Below are 16,408 nucleotides of genomic sequence, written 5' to 3' on the forward strand. Positions count from 1 at the left end.
GGGCTGGTTCGGCCCGTAATAATTGAAATTGCTGTCCAGCGCTTGCGCCTGAGTGGCAGCGAGCAGACAGCCGGTCAACAACAGCCGTTCGAGCATTAGCATGGCGGCACCTGCGAGTGCGGTTTTCCCCAAGGCTATTAACTATAGCTGCCCCATACGAAACCAATGTAGGAGCTGCCGCAGGCTCGGGCCGCGTTCGGCAGCGCCTACAGGAATTGGCTTACAAGTTTGCAACAACCACAATTGCCGGGCTGATCTAGACTCGGATCCGCTCAATCACGAGCCTCGTCCGGAGTGCGCCATGGAAGTGCCCAATAATAAAACCGCCATCGAGAGCAATCGACAGGCGTGGAACGATTCCGCCCGTCACCATCAGGATTCGCCTGACTGGCAGGCGTTGCTGAGCGACGTCGCGCAGGCGCATTTCTCCTGCCTCGATGAGACCCTGAGCGGGTTATTGGAGGTCGACGCCAAGGATGTGATTCAACTGGGCTGCAACAATGGCCGCGAGAGTCTCTCCCTGTTTGCCCTCGGTGCCAGAAGCGTGGTCGGTGTCGATCAATCGGCTGCGTTTCTCGAACAGGCGCGTGAGCTGAACAAGCGTTCACCGCACAATGCCGAGTTCATCGAAAGCGATATCCATCATCTGCCAGCGTCCCTGCACAATCGTTTCGACGTGGCGCTGATCACCATCGGCGTTCTCAACTGGATGCCGGACATCGGCGAGTTTTTCCGCCATGTCGCTTCAACGCTGAAGCCGGGTGGCAAACTGGTGATCTACGAAACCCATCCGTTCCTGGAAATGGTTGATCCCGACGCTGAAGATCCGTACCGCCTCGCCAGCTCGTACTTTCGTGCCGAGCCGTTTGTGCAGGAAGAGCCGATTGTCTATGTCGGCAAGGTTGAGCAGCCGGCGGCGAAGTCGTATTGGTTTGTGCATAACCTTGGCGCCATCTTCAGCGCTGCCATTGCGGCAGGGCTGAATATTGCGCACTTCAGGGAGTACGCCCATTCGAACCGGGAAGAGGTGTATGACCGGTATTTGAATCAAGAGGCGCAGATGCCGATGTGTTTTACCTTGGTCGCCACCAGGATTTGAAATTCATCGTCGTTGCCACTGGCCTCATCGCTGGCAAGCCAGCTCCCACAGGATTTTGTGTCGTACATAAATAACCGGTACAACTCAAAACTCTGTGGGAGCTGGCTTGCCAGCGATGGCGGCCTAAAGACGCCACAAATCCTCGGATTGAATCAAGCCTGCGCCGCCGAGCTCACCACCGGCCGTCCCGGTTTGCGCAGCGGTTCCAGCCGTGATCCCTCATACCGCGTTTCACGGAAAAACCTCCAGCGGCCGAACAGGCCGTAAACGTGCGTGACCCGCCCCTGCTCGTGGTATCCCATGCGGATATGCAGCTTCAGCGCCGGAATATTGTGCGTCTCGCACACGTCCACCACCTTGTCGCAACCCTGCGCCGCCATGGCTTGCCACAGCGCCACTTGCACGTCCACCGACAGGCTGCTGCCGAAATAGGCGCGGGTCATTTCACCGCCAAACTCGAAGAATTCACCCGGCTTCACCGGGAAGGTGCAGCCGTAATAGTGACGGTCGTGATAGTCGCGAATGCTGCCCCAAATAAAAGCGACGGCGTGGCCGTCAGCATCGAGGTACATGTGCCCGGTGTGCCCCTCGGCGGCGAGCTCCGCCATGGTGCCCACGCGGTCCCCAAAATGCTTGGCGAAGGCGATGGCGTTCTCCGGCGTGATTTCGACTCTGCGCAGTCCGTCGTAAGGCCGCAGCTTGTGTGGCGGTACTGGGCTGACCAGGTCACGCTCCATCCACAACAGTTCCCAATGGAAGAACACGTAGCGTTTCCACAACGTGCCGAACGTGCGGCCGAGGCCCTTTTGTCGGATGCGTTCTTGTAGTTTTTCGATCACGCTCATGATGCCCTCCGTGGCCGCAGCCCGGGTGTGGTGGATGGTGCTGTTGTGGGTATAGATCACGCTGGCCAGTTAATTTCAAAGGGCTACTTTGGAAAGTATTTCAACTTGTGTAGCTCAATCGAGTGCCGTCGCCCCGCGTAGAAAATCCTTGTTCAGATCGGTATAGGAAACCCGCGGAACGCCCATCAGCCGCTGCTCTAGAACACGGCTCAAAGACTCGTCGGGGTGGAGATAGGCATCGCCAAAGTCGGCGCCGAGTTGCGTCGGATGCGCGACGATTTCCAGCACGCCGTCGGTCGGCGCGTTGTCGTTGCGCAGGTCGATCGGCGTGCACACGTAATCGGCGGTGACACCGGCCAGACTCTGCAAACGCCAATTGAGCAATCCCTTGAATACACGCTTGGGCAGATTGAGGTTCTGTCCCAGGTTGCGCGCCAGCCGAATCGGTACACCTTGATGCGCGGCAAACCGTGCGACGATCTCGCCGATCGGCCAGATGTTGTGCACGTGCTGGTGCGAGTCGATATGGCTTGGCCTTACACCGTGCTCGATACAGCGCTGCCACTGCGCCTGCAATTCTTCACGCACTGCCTCGCGATCCTCGCGGCCCAGCCAGAAACTGTGGCGCGGCAGGCTGAGGTCGAACACGCCGAAGTCATCGCAGAAGGTGCGGCGTGTCAGAATCGCCTGGCTCAGCGGTCGTCCATAAGTCAGGTTGAAGTGCAGCCCGACCCGCCCTTGCAGCGTCGCATGCCGCGCCATGGCACACGCCGCTTCGAACGCCGGCATGTTGGCCATCGCCGTGGCAGAACTGATGAGCCCTGACTGAAACGCGGCGAAGATCACCGCGTTTTCGTTCGGGCTGAGGCCGAAATCGTCAGCGTTGACTATGACTTGGCGAGGCATGTTCGCCCTCCGTGGTGATTGCGACAGGTTTGACGACAGGTGCAGGTTTATCTGCGCGTTTGGCGCGCCACTGTTGCAGCGTCGGTTTGAGTCGATGCCACAGGCGCAGGCCGAGGCCGAGCACCAGACCACTCGGGCGCCATGAGTAGAAACTCCAGCGCCAATGCTCCAGTTGCCCGGTCATGCGTTCGTGCAGTTGATGGCTGGAGTTTTCCAGGCTGACCCGCGAGGCGTCGATCCAGCGCCAGTTGTCGTCCAGCCCCCAGCGAATCCATTCCTCCAGCAACACCCGGCCGCTGCCCAGGTCGGCGTATTGCGGCAGGAAGGCGAGGTTGTAATCGTAGAGCCGACCCTGTTCGAGCAGGCCGAGCCGGTAGCTGATGCAGCGGCCGTTCAACTCCAGTGTCACCACCCGCACCAGGCCCTGGCCGGCGAGGGCGGTGAAGGCGCGCTCGATCAGTTGCCGACTGCGTTCGCTGGCGAAAATCCCCACGCCTTCGTCACCTTTCCAGCTCACCGCTTCGACGTCGCTGATGACCTGCAGCAGTGGGCCCATGCTCATCGCATCGGGCACGATGCGCCGCACCTCGGCACCGCACGCGGCAATCCGCTTGCGTGCCCGACGCAGTTTGTAGCGCGGGTCGCCAGACACTTCCTGATGATCGGCCGCGCTGATCAGATGCACCGGCACCCGACAACTCAGGCGCCGTTCAGCGGTCGAGCTGCGCGCCATCCATTCGGTCAGCGCGCTTTCCTCACCCGCAGGTTCGGACAATTCATTGAGTTGCAGCAACGCGTGCGGCACCCGTTGGCGAATCAATAGCAACGCTTTGCGCATGTCCTCACAGCCGAGCAAAGACAACAGCGCCAAGCGATCGGCCAGTGGATACCCCAAGTGATGCACGACCCGGAACGGCACGCCGGCGAAACGCTCGCGACTCGCCACCAATGGCAGGCACAGACGCAATTCGTCCGCTTCCCACCCCAGCAGAATGTGCAAACGCTCACCCTCGCCAAGGGCCTGCTCGGCCGCGCACAACCAACCGAGGTGGTTGAACGGCGTGTGATCCGTCACCCGCAGGCACAGCGCTTCATACGCTATTGCCGGGAAGTCGGCGGCGCACAGCGAGGTGCGCCATTCGAATCGCGTCACCATAGGCTCAGGCCGCCGTGGCTGTTACGGGTGGACGGGACGGTTTGCGCAGCGCATCCAGACGCGAGCCGCTGTAGCGGGTTTCGCGGTAGAAGTGCCAGCGACCGAACAGGGTGTACACATTCATGATGCGGTTTTGCTCGGTGTAGCCCATACGCAAGTGCAGCTTGAGCGCCGGGATGTTGTGGAATTCGCAGACGTCGACAACCTTGTCGCAACCTTGTGCGGCCATGGCTTTCCACAACTCCAGTTGCAGATCTACCGACAGCTCGGTGCCCCAGTAGGCGCGGGTCAGTTCACCGCCGAACTCGAAGAATTCGCCGGGTTTCACCGGGAACATGCAGCCGTAATAGTGCCGGTCGAAATAGTCCCGCGCGCTGCCCCAGATAAACGCTACCGCGTCGCCCTGATCGTCGAGGTGCATATGCCCGGTGTGACCTTCGTTGGCCAGCTCGGCCATGGTGCCGACGCGGTCGCCGAAATAGCGCGCAAAGGCGCTGGCGTTGTCCGCCGTGATCTTCACCACCCGCAGCGGTGGGTAGGGTTTGAGGCTGTGCGGCGGCACCGGGCTGACCAGATCGCGTTCCATCCACAGCAGTTCCTGATGGGAAAAAATGTAGTGTTTCCACGCTTTCTTGACGGTGGCAGTAAGTCCTTTCTGCCGCAGGTGTTCAGTCAGTTTGTTGAGCATGTTCATGGTGTTCACTCCGGATGACGAGGCATCGCGCGGCCACAGGCCTGCGCAGCTGAACATCAACGGACGGTTCATGACGCGCTCCAGCTAAGGGAGAAGAGGGTCTGCCCCGGAAGCTCGAAACGCACGCGTCCGTCCTGGCAGGCAAACGGCGCGTCGCGACTGCGATTGTCGGCGCCGAAGTAGCGCAAGGCGCCATTGTTCAACGGGCATTTCGCCCCGCTCAGATCAATGCGCTGCAGGCGTGTGCCTTTATTCACGCCGAGCAGACCACGCTGCTCGTCGCCGGCCATCGCCAGTACATCCACCTCAAATCCATCGTTCTCCAGCCACAGCACCTGATGCAGCCAGTGCTGCGCAATGAACTGCTGGGCCAGCCCCACCGGTTTCAGCTCGAAGCGGCGTTCATCGTCCGAGACGCGCAGCATGCCTTTGGGGTATTGCGGCTCATCGGCGGCCTGGAACCAGTTGAGCATGCTCAGCAAGCCATCCTGCGAAGCGTTGATCACCACCGACGCCCACCACAGCGAGGTGTAGTGGGTTTCCTGATCGTAGGGGCTGAGGCTGGAACCGCTGGACAGATTGGTCTGGTCGAGCAGCAAGGCTTTACGCGGCTGCCCCTTGCTGTCGAGGCCAACCAGTTCGGCGGCGCGCCGCACGCTGTCGCGGTAGACGCGAGTGGCGAGCAGGTCGCGGATCATCCATTCGTGCCACGCCAGTGCATCCACCTGATCGCCTGATTCACTGAGCAGACGCCGCGCCCAGTCGATGCCGCGCTTGTCTGCCGCGTTCTCGGCGAACGGCCCGTTGACCAGCCGCGAACTCGCCGGCATGGCAATGCGCACACCGGCCCTGGCATTGGCCGGATCGCTGCGCACCTGCCGGGCCATGCTGGTGAAGATCGCTTGATATTGCGCATAGCTGGAGTAGTTGAGGTTCGGCTCGTCGGCAAAGCCGATGTAGTGCGTGCCTTGACCGCCCAGCGCACGGGTGCCGGCGAGCCATGCCGCGAGGCCGCCGTTGCTTTGCACATCGGCGCGCAGATCGGCCTGCCGTTGGCTGCCGGCCAGCAGCGTGATGTCCTGCTTGATGCCGAAACGCGCCTGATACACCTGACGGAACGCATCTTCGAAATGCGGATTCTTCGCCGTCACATCAACAAAGCTGTAGTAACTCGCCGCTGTCGGTTTCAGCGCATCGAGCGCGGCATGACTGGCCGCTGGCGGCATCACGTAGGGCAGAGCGATGCCCAGATCCGGCGTGCGCCCCAGGACTTTGTCATGCACGACCAGATGGATCTGGCCGGCGTCTTCGCGCAAGGGTTTGAGTTGCTGCGGGTTTTGCGCAAACAGATTGGCCGTGCCATCTAGCCAGAACGCCGCCTTGCCGCTGCCTTGCAGGCGCAGGCGCCAGACTTGCTCGCGCTCGCTGACCGGCAGTGCGACCTGATCGAATTGCCAGTAGGCGCGATAGGGTTTCAGCGCGAGTGTCAGCGCTTGATCATCGCCGACCCGTTGCGCCTGCAACACGCTGACGCCGCCATGAAACTTGCCGGCCAGCACGGCGTGTTCGCCGGCGGCGACCTTGAAATACAATTCATCGCCGTTTTGCGTTTCGGCACTGAAATGCACCTTGGCCGGAGCGAACAGCGCGACGGTGCGCTCGTCATGCTCAACGCGATAATGGCGGAAACTGTAGCCGGGAATCTCCAGTCGATAACTGGCCGCGCCGGGCAGCAGCGGCCAGCTCTGGCTGCCACGGGTTTCACGGGCCTGAATGAACCGGTCGCCCTGCAACCTGCCCTGGCCATCGAGCAGATACAAATGCTCTTCATTGGCCTCGGCTTGCCACGCCGGCGTCCAGCGCACCGTCACCGTATCCGGGCGATCCGCTTGCAGATACAGACTGCCGTCACGGATCTCGCCCCAACGCATGGACGCGGCAAAGGCGTCCAGCGACAGGCCGAGACCGAGCAGCAGGGCCAGGCCTTTCATGCGGTTTTCCGCCGTTGCAGCATCAGCCACATCGGTGTGACGTCGCGCGGCAGAATGATCAGCGTTTGCCAGAACGGCACGCCGCTCAAGCGGCAGTACAACACCAGCATCGCCACGGTCACGGCCAGATAGGCAATCGACGAAGCCGCCGCCGCGCCGACGATGCCGTAGGCCGGAATCAGCACCAGGTTCAGCGCCAGATTGAGCAGGGCGCCCAGGCCCATCAACAACGACACCGTGCCGGGGCGGTTTTTGCCCAGCAGATCGAGGCGCAGAATGCTTGCGTAGCACAAGCCCAGCAGCCCCGGCAGCAACGCGAGCAACGCCGGGTACGCCGGTTGGTAAGCGACCCCGAACAGCGTGACGATCAGCCATTGGCCAATCACCGCCATGCTCAGGCAAGCGCCGAGCATCACCGTGGCGGTCAGGCGCAGGGCCAGTGGCGTGACCTTGTCCATGCCTTCGTCCTGTTGCAGCAGGCGTTTCATCAAGGGTGTGGTCACCGCCTCCGGAACGATCAGCAGCAGTTCGGCGGCGGCGCTGGCCATTGCGTAATGGCCCAGCGCGGTACTGCCGAGCAAAGCACCGATAAACAGATAATCCGAGCGCAGGATCACTTGCTGGAACAGCAGGTCCGGATGGCTGCGGGCGCTGTAGCGCAGCAGTTCGTTCTGGCTGGCGCGATCCCACTGCAGCTGCAACGGTTGCGCACGTTTGAGCCAGACCCAGCCGGCGAGCACGACCAGGCTGATGCCGGCCAGCCAACTGATCAGCGCCGCTTCGAGGGCGGCACTTTTCCACATCCAGAACAGGGCGAGAAACAGCAGCAGCGGCGCCAGCGACTCGACCAGGCGCAAGGCGTTGAACGCCACCACCCCGCCCGAGGCGTTGTGCAAGGTCAGCAGACCGCTTTTCAATACCGTCAGCGGCACCGCCAGCAGCAACAGCCAGGCGAGCAGACCGAGTTGCACGGTGACATCCAGTTCACTGCCGAATTCACGTACCAGCGCCACCACCAGCAAGGTCAACAGCCCGGCCAGCAAACAGCCGAACACCAACACCTGACTGAGCAGCAGGCCCATCGGCCGTTGCTTGGCGGCCTGATAGCCGACCGCCGAGTTCAGCCCGCCACTGGTGGCCGCACTGATCAGGTCCGGCAAGGTGCTGAGCAGGGCAAACAGCCCGCGCTCACTTGGCCCGAGGATCCGCGCCAGCAGCACGTTGCGCAGCAAACGCAGGGCGATCATCGCCAGTTTGGTGCCCATGCTCAGCGCCAGATGTTTGAGGTAGTGGCCTCGACTCATGGCCGTGCCCCGCGAAAGATTCGCCACGACAGCAGTTCCGGATTGCGTGCAGTGCGCTGACTGACGCCGAAACGCGGCAGGTTCAGCGGATCGCCTTCGCCGCGATAGATGCCGGTGGCGGTGCCCAGGGCAAACGGATAATCGTGGCGGGCAAGCTGTTCGCGCACGCGTTGGTCGTTGTCACCGTTGGGGTAGCAATACACCGGCAACGGCCGGTTGCAGCCGTTGTTCAGGGCATCGCGGCTGCGGCTGATTTCCTCGCTCAGGCGCACATCATCCAGACCGGTGAGGATCGCGTGACTGGCACCGTGCGGGCCGAAACGCACCAGCCCGGACGCCTCCAGCGCCCGCACCTGATGCCAGTCCAGCGCTTGCGGCTGCGACTCTTGCGGACATTCATCGGTCAGGCGTTCCAGTTCGCGCGGCTCCAGGCCCTTGAGCCCTTGCAGGTAATGCAACAGCGCCAGACTGCGCCGGTCGACGTCGATGTCGTCGAGCAGCACCGGCAGCGGATGACCGCACGCTTGCAGGCATTCGATCAAATGCATTCGCGGCTTCTCGCCGTGGCTGCCCCACAGGGTTTCGCCGAGGGCCTCCCACCAGAAACGTTGACGGCTGCCGATGAAATCGGTGGAGAGGAAAATACTCGCCGGTATCTGATATTTCTGCAGCAGCGGCCAGGCGTTGACCGCGTTGTCGCGCCAGCCGTCATCGAACGTCAGCGCCACCCGCGGGCGCTCGGTGCGCAGCGAGTTGGGCTGGAGGATTTCCATCAGCGGCACGCAGTCGAAGTGGCGACGCAGCCACACCAGCAAGTGCTCGAAGGCCTTGGGCCCGACGCACAGTTCATTGCGGTGCGGCAGGTTGGCGGCGCGGTCGTTGGCCAGCACCCGGTGCAGCATCAGAATGACCCCGGCACCGTGCAACTGGTTGCGGCCCACGGAAGAGTTGAGATAGAGCCAGCCACTGGTGCGTTTTATCAGTTGTTTGATCGCCATGGCTTCGGTCCTCTTAACGGTTCTGTTCAGGATTCCACTGGGCATACCGCTGGCCGCGCAGGAACTGCCACAGGCCGAGGCTCATCCCGGCGAGCGTGACCAGCAGAAACGCGGCCAGACGAAACGGTTTCGGCAAGCGGTGTTGCGAGTCGAGTAAACCGGCGATCGCCACGCCATAGCCGAACAGCTGGGCGATCAGGGCCAGGCGATAGAAACCGTGGTCGTCCCACAGCCAGAAGTTGCTCAGCAGCAACGGCAGCAGGAGGATCGGCGCCAGGCGGCGGATCAGTTTGTGGCTGATCAGTGCGACCGAATACAAGCCATGTTTGAGGGGGTTGAGCAGCTCACTGCGCTGGGCCAGGCTTTGCAAGCCACCGACAGTCACGCGTTGACGACGGCGGAACTGTTTGTCCGCTTCGTCGACGCCGTGGTCGATCACTTGCGCCTCGGGGACGTACACAATGCGTTTGAAAGCGACCGGTGCGCAGGTACTGATGAAAAAATCGTCGTTGACCTCCGCCGGTACGTTCTGGAACAGCTCGCGGCGCAGGGCGAGCAGAGCACCGTCGGCGGAGACCATGCAGCCGGTGCGGTTCTCCATCCGGCGCAACCAGCCCTCGTAGTGCCGATACAGGCTGTCGCCGACGCTGAGGCCGCCGCCGGTCACCGGGATCACCATGTGCCCGGCGCAGGCACCGACAGCGGGATCGCTCAACGGCGCGAGCAAGTGGCCGAGGGTTTCCCGCGACCATTGGTTGTCGGCATCGGTGAACACCAGAATGTCGCCGGTGGTCAGGGCCACTCCGGCGTTCAGCGTTGCCGCTTTGCCCTGACGCGGCAGGTCGAGCACGCTGATGCGCGCATCAACCACCTTGCGCGCGCAGGCCACAGTGTCGTCGCTGGAGCCGTCGCTGGCGAGAATGATCTGCAAGCTGGCCGGTTGATAATCCTGCGCCAGCAACGTGCGCAGCTTGTGCTCGATATGCCGCGCCTCGTTGTGTGCCGCGATCACGATGCTCACGTTCAGCGGCGGTGCCGGGGCGTGACGCCATGCCGGAAACAGCGGCGACAGAAGTGTCAGCAGCAACGGGTAACCCACGTAGGCATACACCGGCAGCAACAGGCACAGCCAGAAAATGAATTCAGCCACGGGCAGGCCTCCTGGCGTTCCAATGACACAGATTGAGAATGAACGCCGCCCCGGCGAGGTGCAGGCGCACCCAGTGCAGGCCCCACAGTTGCAGGGTCAGTCCGAGGTCGTGATGGCGTGCACTCTGACGAATGCTCAGGACCAGTCCGGGTAACAGGGTCAACAGCACCATGACTGCCGCGTGATGCGGAAAGCCGTCGAGCAAAGCCGAGATCGCGAGGAAATCCAGAATCCACACCGCCAGCGACAGCAGCGGAAAACGCAGCAGGCGCAGGCTGAAACCATGGGTGCGCAGCAGTTGCAGATGGCTGCCCTGACGCCACATTTCCTTGCCCATCCACTCACGCCAGTTCATCTCGTAGCCCCAGTGCAGGGCCACGCTGCTGTTCAGCGACAGCAGCCGCGCACCTTGTTTGTGCAGGCGCAGGGTGAACTCCTTGTCTTCGCCGGTGCGCAGGTGTTCGTTGAACCCGCCAACCTTGTCGAAACAGCTGCGGCGCATCAGCAGGTTGGAACTGGGCAGCCACTCCACCGGGTGCGACGCCTGAGTCGACGGGCGCAGTGTGCGCCGTTGCCAGGCGGTGGCGTACCACGGCGCGGCGGCGGGGGTGTGCAGGTCGAGACCGAATACGTCGGCCTGTCCCTCGGCTTGCAGCTCGAACAATGGCTTGAGCCAGTCTTCGGGCATCTCGACATCGGCGTCGATGAACGCGAGCCACTCGCCGCTCGCCAGCAGCACGCCGCGATTGCGCAGGGCGCCGATCAGCAGGCCCGGCAGCACCAGCACCTGCGCGCCGAACTGGCGGGCGATGTGCGGGCCGTCGTCGCTCGAACCGTTGTCGACCACAATCAACTCACACTCCACATTGGCCGCATGCGCGGCTTTTTGTGCAGCCAGCAGCGTGCGGCCGATGTGCCGGGCCTCGTTGTACATCGGAATAATGATGCTGATCCGGCTCATGTGCGGGCCTCGGTCAGGGGGGCTTGTTCGGCTTTCAGGCGCAGCACGCTGGTCAGCGCGAGCATGATCCACACGTATTTCTGGTTCGGCGCGCTGAGGAACATCAGGAACAGGGTCAGCGACAGAAAGCTCACGCCCAGGTGGGTCATCAGGTCTGCCTGTTGCCCGTCACGGCGCAGCAGCCACGCGGCGCGTGCGCGGATCAGGTTGTACAGGCCCAGGCCAAGCATGCCGACGAACAGCAGCCCGGCGGGAATCCCCAGTTCACTGAAGATTTCCAGGTAGGTGTTGTGGGCACGGCGATAGAGGTCGCCGATCTTGCGGTTGGCGGAAAACGCCTTGGCGTAACCGGTGGTTGCATAGTGCAGCGGGAAAGTGCCGGGGCCGGAGCCGAGCAGCGGGTTTTCGCGGATCATCTGGCTGCCGACCACGATGTACGAGGCGCGACGGCCGAGGGATTCGTCGTCGTGGCCCTTGGCCCCGGCGCTGAGCACGCTCAGGGATTGAATGCGTGCGATGTAGCCGGCGGGCATCGCGTAGATCGCCAGCGGAATCACAATGGCTGCGCCGAGCATGGCGAAACCCAGGTGCCGTGGGCGGATCCGGGTCAGTTGGGCGCGGTAGTGCCAGCAGCCGATCAACAGACTCAGCGCCACCACCACCAACCCGGAGCGCGACTCGGTCTTGGTCATGCCGCCGAGCAGCAACAGGCAGCAGGCGCCCCAGAACAACCGGTGCAGCAGGTTGGGGCCGCGAATCACCAACAGCAGCGCCATCGGAATGGCGAAGGCGATCAGCAGGGCGAAGGCGTTGGGGTCTTCAAGCAGCCCGGCCGCACGACCCTGGTCCTGAAATTTGGCCGAGAACATCGCCATGGCGCAGGTGGCGCTGACGCTCAGGGTTACCAGTCTGGCAAACAGGTCGAGGTTCAGTTCGCGACCAATCAGCAAGGTGATGACAAACAGGATCAGCCCGACGCTCAACTCGCGCAGGTGCCCCAGCGACATGCCCAGGTCATCGGTATTGAGCAGGCTGAGGAAATACAGGACCAGAAACCACAGCAAAAAACGCCACAGGTTGCTGCGCAGGCGCTCACCGGGAATCTGATGCAGGGCCAGTTGCAGCATCAGGATCACCGCCAGCGAGGCGCCGAGCAGTTTGCTCCCGGAGAACGCGCTGTCCTTGAAGAACCCTTCGAACGGCACCAGCGCGGCAATCCCCAGCAGGCCCCAGGTCGGCTTGCGGTACAACACCGAAAAACCCACCAGACCAATGACGGCGCCGGGTGCCAGAAACGGATAAGGGCTGGCGAGCAAACCGATGCACACCAGGCCAAGCAGAGTGACGATCGAGAGCGGGAAAATCATGCGCGTGCCTCCCGTGCCGTGCGGATGTACAGCTGCGACCAGCGTTCGGCCAGGGCCTTGAGGTCGTAGCGATCCTGTTGCGTGCGTTTTGCGTTGTCGCGCAACTGGCGCGCCAGTTTCGGCTCGCTCAGCAGGGTGTCGAGCTGACGGGCGAGGGCCGCTGTGTCGACGGGGGAGGCGAGCAGGCCGTTATGCCGATGCTCGAGCACATCGGGAATCCCGCCCACCGCGAACGCCACCACCGGCACGCCAGCCTGCATCGCCTCCAGCAAAATCATCGGCGTGCCCTCGGTGCGCGAGCTGATCACCAGCGCATCGAGCTGTCGCCACCACGGTTGCATGTGGGTCTGATACCCCGGCAGACGTATCCGTTGCTGCAGACCGGCGTTGTCGATCCGTGCCTGCAACGCCTCGCGTTCCGGGCCATCGCCGAGCATCACCGCATCCAGTTGCGGATGCTGGTGACACAGCGGGATCAGCACATCGAGAAACAGATCCGGGCCTTTTTCACTGCTCAAACGTCCGACGTAACCGCTCAGCCAACGCTGCCGGTCGCCGTCCGGAACCAGCGCCGCGGCGGCGGGCAAACCGTTGGGAATCACCTGCAACTTCTCCGCCCGGACACTGGCCTGACGGTGCAGCGCGGCGATGCTTTCCGCCACGCAGACCACCCGATCCACCGACGCGGTGCGGCACAGTTGCAGGCTCAGCCAGGTGTAGAACTTCTGCTTGCGACTGCGCGGGGTGAAGCCGTGCTGGGTAATCACCAGCGGCAGGCGCAACAGCGTCGCCCCGACCCAGCCGAATAGCAGGCCCTTGAAATTGTGCGTGTTGATCAGCGGCTGTTCGCTGCGCCGCTGCCGCAAGTGCTTGAGCAATTCGCCCAGGCCGGCACACCCGCGACAGTCCACCCCGGCCTCACGGAAGCGCGCGATCAGTTCCGCTGGCGCGTCGAGAAACAGCACCTGATGCTGTCCCGGCGTCGCCAGGCAATGATCCAGCAACATCCGCTCGGCGCCATAGAAACCGCCGCTGCTGAGCAAATGAATGATCGGCAGCGCGGGGTTCGGGGCGGACGCGGTGTTCAATTGCGCACCCAGTGCACGAAGCTAGGCACCGTCCAGTTCTTGTGCGGATTGCTCGGCAGTGCGTTCTCGTCGTTGATCACCAGCAACACTGGCAGGCCCAGCTCGTGGCTGATTTGCGCCGGATGTTTGAAGCGATGATCGAAGAACTCACGCACGTAGACCAGGGCAATCGCCAGCAGCAAACCGGTGAGCAGGCCGAATGGAATGATCAGGAACGGTTTCGGAAATGCCGGCTCCGTCGGTTCGAACGGCGGGCTGAGCACCTTGGCGTTCGACAGGTCATCGTTGAGCGAGCCGGCGGTACTGCTTTCGGCGAAGCGTTGCGCGTAGGTCGAGAACGCCGTGTGCAGCGCGTCGATTTCCGTGTCCATCTGCCGCAACTTGCTTTGGGTCTGCTGCAAGGTGTGGATGCGGTTCTTGAACTCGGCAATGCGTGCGGTTTTCTGATTGATCACCTGTTGCACCACAGCCAGGTCGTTGGTGCGTTCCTGAATGCGGTTGCTCACCACTTTGAGAAATTGCTGACGGGTGCGGGCGATTTGCTCGCGGGTCAACAGCATGGGTTCGCTGCCGGGCTGGAACACTGCCAGATCGTTCATGTAGCGGCTGACCTGGGTGGTCAGTTGCTCACCCATTTGCTTGATCTCGCGATCCTCGAACGCCACGTTGTCCACCGTAGTGGTGAAGGTGTAGGGAAACGTGTAGTCGTTGAGCTTGTTATTGCTCGCGGCGGCCAGCGCGGTTTTCAGGTATTCAAGCCAGCGCTGGCTCTGCAACAGACGATCCTGATACAGGTTCAACGCTTGCTCCTCGGTGTTGATCGCGTTCAGGCGGAAGGTGATTTCTTCCTTCGGATCCGACGAGCCGACGCTTTCCAGCAAGGCCTGGCGGTTACCTTCCAGACCATCGAGGCGCACTTGATAGAGATGCTTCTTCGACTCGTAGAAAGACTGCGGCAAGTCGATCGACTGCAGGGCCTGACGGCTGACCAGATAGTTCTGCAGCAGGGCGCTGACAAACGTCGTGCCCTGATGCGGATCCGGGAAGCTGTAGACGATCGAGATTACATTGGAGCCGGGCAGGGTCTCGATTTTCAGGCTGTCGATGGCTTGCTGGGTCAACGCGTCGAGCGCGGTGTCACGCACCGGATCGGTTTCCAGGCCGAGCATGTTGCGCAGCGGATTGATCAGGTACTGGCGCAGCGGCGAGGTGACATAGCGTTTGAACGGTTCCACGACCAGTCTGGCGAACATGCCGACCGGTGGCGTGTATTCGCCCTTGTCGCGCAGTTCGCTGATGGTCTGACGAATCAGCGCCGGTGACCGCAGAATGTTGCTCTCGGTTTCCATGTCCGCCAGTGACGGCGGAATGAAGGTGGCGTTATCCACGGTGAGTGACGTGGTGGCGTCACCCTGGGAGAGTTTTTTCGACTGCACGATCACCTGGGCGGTGATATCGAAGCTCTGTTTGAGCACCAGCGGCAGTAACAACGCGATGACTGCAAAGATCAGGAAGACCCGTTTCACCAGTTGCTTGTTGGCGAAGAAGATCCTGAAGAACTCATGCAGGTAGTTTTCCTTTGGATTCATGATCGTTCACCTGAGAGTCAGTTACTGCTGCTGCTTTTGTTGTCGACGCGGTAGCCGAAGCTGAACCCGACGCCTTGGAACAACACCACGTCTGCCAGTTGCCGGGCGAGATCGCCGGCACTCGCCAGTTTGGTTTTCGGTACGAACAGCATGTCGTCCGGTTGCAGGTAGGCGATCTGCGACGCGTCGCCCGACAGGGCTTTTTCCACGTCGTAGTGCACGGCCTGCACCTGGTTGCCGTTGCGGCGCATGATCACCACCGAATCCAGACGGGCCTTGACGTTGGTGCCCCGGGCCAGGGTCAGCGCCTCAAGCACCGACACCGGACGGCGGATCGGGTAGGACCCCGGCTGGCCGACTTCGCCGAGCACGTAGATTTCATTGCCGGCGGTGGATTTGAGCAGCACATCGACGCTCATCCGTCCGGGCAATTGCGCGTACTTCTGGTTGAGGAAGGTTTCCAGTTGATTGACGGTCATGCCTTGCAGCGGCACGGCGCCGATTTCCGGGAAGCTCGCGTAGCCGTCGGTGCCCACGGTGATCTCACGGCTCATGCCGGTGGCCGGGTGGTTCAGCGCGCTTTTCAGGTTCTGCTCGTTGGTCAACGGGCTGATGATTTGCACGGTCAATTGATTGCGGTTGGGCTGAAACAACTGTTTGCGCTGATAGGCACGCTGAATTTCTTCACGGGCCTCATCGCTGGTCAGCCCGGCGATTTTCACCGAGGTGTTGGCCCCCGGCAGGTTGATGGTGCCGTCGGGCAGCACCAGTTGGTTGCCGTTGAGCTGGCTGGCCGCGGTGAAGTTCAGGCCGATCTGATCACCCGACTGCACGCGGTAGGCATCCGAGCCGCTGGTGCTGATGTGGAAGATCACGTCCAGCACATCCTGCGGGCGCAGGGTCTGCTCGACTTTCGGCATGTCAGTGGCCTGGGCGTTGGCCGGCGTCGCGGTGAGGATATTCACCGGCATGTTCTGGGTTTCGGAGGTGCTTGAGCAGCCTGCAAGCGGCAGCATCAGCAGAACAAGTATCTTGGCGTTCATGGCGTCATCCTTCGCGTTCGCTTACAGGTTTTTGTAAAGCCATTTGGGCATGTAGTACTTGCGTCGGTTGAACACGCTGCCGACCACTTTTGCCCCGGCCTGAGTCAGGCGTTGCACGGCGGCCTGGGCGACTTCCCAGCGGGTGTCTTCGGCGCGAACGACAAACACCACACCATCGACCTGCGTGCTGATCACCAGCGTGTCGGCGGCGGAATAC

The 16,408-nt window shown here is 62.1% G+C and carries 14 protein-coding genes and 1 pseudogene; 1 reads left to right on the plus strand and 14 read right to left on the minus strand.

Going from position 1 to position 16,408, the window contains the following annotated elements; translation table 11 throughout:
• Nucleotides 1-301: 301 nt before the first annotated feature.
• Nucleotides 302-1,099: a class I SAM-dependent methyltransferase gene (locus DBR24_RS00675; protein ID WP_128613581.1), complete on the plus strand. Its 798-nt coding sequence runs from the start codon at nucleotides 302-304 to the stop codon at nucleotides 1,097-1,099.
• A 152-nt stretch (nucleotides 1,100-1,251) separates the two neighbouring features.
• Here the strand turns inward: DBR24_RS00675 and DBR24_RS00680 are convergent, their stop codons facing one another.
• The 14 genes and pseudogenes from DBR24_RS00680 to DBR24_RS00745 form a co-directional block, all read right to left on the minus strand.
• Nucleotides 1,252-1,944, minus strand: coding sequence for a GNAT family N-acetyltransferase (locus DBR24_RS00680; protein ID WP_128613582.1), 693 nt, complete (start codon nucleotides 1,942-1,944; stop codon nucleotides 1,252-1,254).
• A gap of 114 nt (nucleotides 1,945-2,058) precedes the next feature.
• The gene (locus tag DBR24_RS00685) at nucleotides 2,059-2,850 is read right to left on the minus strand and encodes a ChbG/HpnK family deacetylase (RefSeq protein WP_128613583.1); all 792 of its coding nucleotides are present in this window, start codon (nucleotides 2,848-2,850) and stop codon (nucleotides 2,059-2,061) included.
• Nucleotides 2,822-4,006 (minus strand): GNAT family N-acetyltransferase, encoded by a 1,185-nt coding sequence (locus DBR24_RS00690; protein ID WP_123467490.1) that lies wholly within the window; start codon nucleotides 4,004-4,006, stop codon nucleotides 2,822-2,824. The genes DBR24_RS00685 and DBR24_RS00690 overlap by 29 nt, the downstream gene beginning before the upstream one ends.
• A gap of 4 nt (nucleotides 4,007-4,010) precedes the next feature.
• Nucleotides 4,011-4,700, minus strand: a complete 690-nt coding sequence (locus tag DBR24_RS00695) for an N-acetyltransferase (RefSeq protein ID WP_123469143.1) — start codon at nucleotides 4,698-4,700, stop codon at nucleotides 4,011-4,013.
• Between the two features lie 68 nt (nucleotides 4,701-4,768).
• Complete coding sequence (locus DBR24_RS00700) at nucleotides 4,769-6,691, minus strand: hypothetical protein (protein WP_128613584.1); 1,923 nt, start codon at nucleotides 6,689-6,691, stop codon at nucleotides 4,769-4,771.
• On the minus strand, nucleotides 6,688-7,995 hold the full coding sequence (locus DBR24_RS00705; protein ID WP_123467494.1) for a lipopolysaccharide biosynthesis protein: 1,308 nt from the start codon (nucleotides 7,993-7,995) through the stop codon (nucleotides 6,688-6,690). Before DBR24_RS00705 ends, DBR24_RS00700 begins: the two co-directional genes overlap by 4 nt.
• On the minus strand, nucleotides 7,992-8,993 hold the full coding sequence (locus tag DBR24_RS00710; RefSeq protein WP_123467496.1) for a polysaccharide deacetylase family protein: 1,002 nt from the start codon (nucleotides 8,991-8,993) through the stop codon (nucleotides 7,992-7,994). The genes DBR24_RS00705 and DBR24_RS00710 overlap by 4 nt, the downstream gene beginning before the upstream one ends.
• 13 nt (nucleotides 8,994-9,006) lie before the next feature.
• Entirely contained in the window at nucleotides 9,007-10,143 is a 1,137-nt protein-coding gene (locus DBR24_RS00715) for a glycosyltransferase (RefSeq protein WP_123467498.1), read from the minus strand.
• On the minus strand, nucleotides 10,136-11,104 hold the full coding sequence (locus tag DBR24_RS00720) for a glycosyltransferase (RefSeq protein WP_128613585.1): 969 nt from the start codon (nucleotides 11,102-11,104) through the stop codon (nucleotides 10,136-10,138). Before DBR24_RS00720 ends, DBR24_RS00715 begins: the two co-directional genes overlap by 8 nt.
• The gene (locus tag DBR24_RS00725) at nucleotides 11,101-12,471 is read right to left on the minus strand and encodes an O-antigen ligase (protein WP_128613586.1); all 1,371 of its coding nucleotides are present in this window, start codon (nucleotides 12,469-12,471) and stop codon (nucleotides 11,101-11,103) included. The genes DBR24_RS00720 and DBR24_RS00725 overlap by 4 nt, the downstream gene beginning before the upstream one ends.
• Complete coding sequence (locus DBR24_RS00730) at nucleotides 12,468-13,559, minus strand: glycosyltransferase family 4 protein (protein ID WP_123467504.1); 1,092 nt, start codon at nucleotides 13,557-13,559, stop codon at nucleotides 12,468-12,470. The genes DBR24_RS00725 and DBR24_RS00730 overlap by 4 nt, the downstream gene beginning before the upstream one ends.
• A complete protein-coding gene (locus DBR24_RS00735) occupies nucleotides 13,556-15,148 on the minus strand; it encodes a Wzz/FepE/Etk N-terminal domain-containing protein (RefSeq protein ID WP_128613587.1) in 1,593 nt (530 codons plus the stop codon). Before DBR24_RS00735 ends, DBR24_RS00730 begins: the two co-directional genes overlap by 4 nt.
• Before the next feature lie 17 nt (nucleotides 15,149-15,165).
• The gene (locus DBR24_RS00740) at nucleotides 15,166-16,191 is read right to left on the minus strand and encodes a polysaccharide biosynthesis/export family protein (RefSeq protein ID WP_128613588.1); all 1,026 of its coding nucleotides are present in this window, start codon (nucleotides 16,189-16,191) and stop codon (nucleotides 15,166-15,168) included.
• A gap of 21 nt (nucleotides 16,192-16,212) precedes the next feature.
• Nucleotides 16,213-16,408 (minus strand): annotated as a pseudogene (locus DBR24_RS00745) (cobalamin biosynthesis protein CobQ); the annotation flags it as partial.

The sequence above is a fragment of the Pseudomonas sp. HMWF006 genome, assembly GCF_003061205.1.
In the GTDB taxonomy this organism is placed as follows: domain Bacteria; phylum Pseudomonadota; class Gammaproteobacteria; order Pseudomonadales; family Pseudomonadaceae; genus Aquipseudomonas; species Aquipseudomonas monsensis.

Coding starts and splice junctions, on each gene's coding strand:
- DBR24_RS00680 (WP_128613582.1), bottom strand. CDS start 1,944: ATGAGCGTGATCGAAAAACTACAAGAACGCATCCGACAAAAGGGCCTC.
- DBR24_RS00735 (WP_128613587.1), bottom strand. CDS start 15,148: ATGAATCCAAAGGAAAACTACCTGCATGAGTTCTTCAGGATCTTCTTC.
- DBR24_RS00720 (WP_128613585.1), bottom strand. CDS start 11,104: ATGAGCCGGATCAGCATCATTATTCCGATGTACAACGAGGCCCGGCAC.
- DBR24_RS00675 (WP_128613581.1), top strand. CDS start 302: ATGGAAGTGCCCAATAATAAAACCGCCATCGAGAGCAATCGACAGGCG.
- DBR24_RS00740 (WP_128613588.1), bottom strand. CDS start 16,191: ATGAACGCCAAGATACTTGTTCTGCTGATGCTGCCGCTTGCAGGCTGC.
- DBR24_RS00685 (WP_128613583.1), bottom strand. CDS start 2,850: ATGCCTCGCCAAGTCATAGTCAACGCTGACGATTTCGGCCTCAGCCCG.
- DBR24_RS00710 (WP_123467496.1), bottom strand. CDS start 8,993: ATGGCGATCAAACAACTGATAAAACGCACCAGTGGCTGGCTCTATCTC.
- DBR24_RS00700 (WP_128613584.1), bottom strand. CDS start 6,691: ATGAAAGGCCTGGCCCTGCTGCTCGGTCTCGGCCTGTCGCTGGACGCC.
- DBR24_RS00695 (WP_123469143.1), bottom strand. CDS start 4,700: ATGAACATGCTCAACAAACTGACTGAACACCTGCGGCAGAAAGGACTT.
- DBR24_RS00690 (WP_123467490.1), bottom strand. CDS start 4,006: ATGGTGACGCGATTCGAATGGCGCACCTCGCTGTGCGCCGCCGACTTC.
- DBR24_RS00705 (WP_123467494.1), bottom strand. CDS start 7,995: ATGAGTCGAGGCCACTACCTCAAACATCTGGCGCTGAGCATGGGCACC.
- DBR24_RS00725 (WP_128613586.1), bottom strand. CDS start 12,471: ATGATTTTCCCGCTCTCGATCGTCACTCTGCTTGGCCTGGTGTGCATC.